The organism is Rhodococcus sp. As11 (assembly GCF_048957735.1).
Classification (GTDB): Bacteria; Actinomycetota; Actinomycetes; order Mycobacteriales; family Mycobacteriaceae; genus Rhodococcus; species Rhodococcus gordoniae.
This window is the reverse complement of sequence record NZ_JARDJE010000059.1, coordinates 1-880: the sequence shown is the minus strand read 5'-3', so window position 1 is coordinate 880 and position 880 is coordinate 1. Positions and strand designations below refer to the sequence as shown.

The 880-nt window shown below is 60.6% G+C and carries 1 protein-coding gene; it reads right to left on the bottom strand.

All coding sequences use genetic code 11. From position 1 onward, the window contains the following. Positions 1-54: 54 nt before the first annotated feature. The gene (locus PV766_RS24065) at positions 55-819 is read right to left on the bottom strand and encodes an IS6-like element IS6100 family transposase (protein ID WP_001389365.1); all 765 of its coding nucleotides are present in this window, start codon (positions 817-819) and stop codon (positions 55-57) included. Positions 820-880 lie beyond the last annotated feature (61 nt).

Genomic DNA, 880 nt, shown 5'->3' with positions numbered 1-880 from the left:
GGCTCTGTTGCAAAGATTGGCGGCAGTCAGAGGTAGGCTGTCGCTCTGCGCCGATCAGGCGGCTGCTGCGAAATGGTGGTTGAGCATGCCCATGGCCTCCGTCAGCGCCGAGGGCCCAATGCCAAAAGCTCTCTCCACAAGGCGCACCTCGCCCCTGATGCCGGGCTGCAGGCACCAGGGGCGAGCCTGTCCTTTGCGCAGGGCTCGCATGACTTCGAATCCCTTGATCGTGGCATAGGCCGTGGGGATCGATTTGAAACCGCGCACCGGCTTGATCAGTATCTTGAGCTTTCCGTGATCGGCCTCGATCACGTTATTGAGATACTTCACCTGCCGGTGGGCCGTCTCCCGGTCCAGCTTTCCTTCGCGCTTCAATTCGGTGATCGCTGCACCATAGCTCGGCGCTTTGTCGGTATTGAGCGTGGCAGGCTTTTCCCAGTGCTTCAGGCCTCGCAGGGCCTTGCCCAGGAACCGCTTCGCTGCCTTGGCGCTGCGGGTCGGCGACAGGTAGAAATCGATCGTGTCGCCCCGCTTGTCGACTGCCCGGTACAGGTAGGTCCACTTGCCCCGCACCTTGACGTAGGTTTCATCCAGGCGCCAGCTCGGATCAAAGCCACGCCGCCAGAACCAGCGCAGCCGCTTCTCCATCTCCGGGGCGTAGCACTGGACCCAGCGATAGATCGTCGTATGGTCGACCGAAATGCCGCGTTCCGCCAGCATTTCCTCAAGGTCGCGATAGCTGATCGGATAGCGACAATACCAGCGCACCGCCCACAGGATCACATCACCCTGGAAATGGCGCCACTTGAAATCCGTCATCGTTCCGTCCGTCCAATCTCCGCCAAGCATGCTCAAGCTTCACGATTTTTGCAACAGAGCC

Excerpts from the sequence above, each read along its gene's own strand:
- PV766_RS24065 (WP_001389365.1), bottom strand. The coding sequence starts at position 819 with ATGACGGATTTCAAGTGGCGCCATTTCCAGGGTGATGTGATCCTGTGG.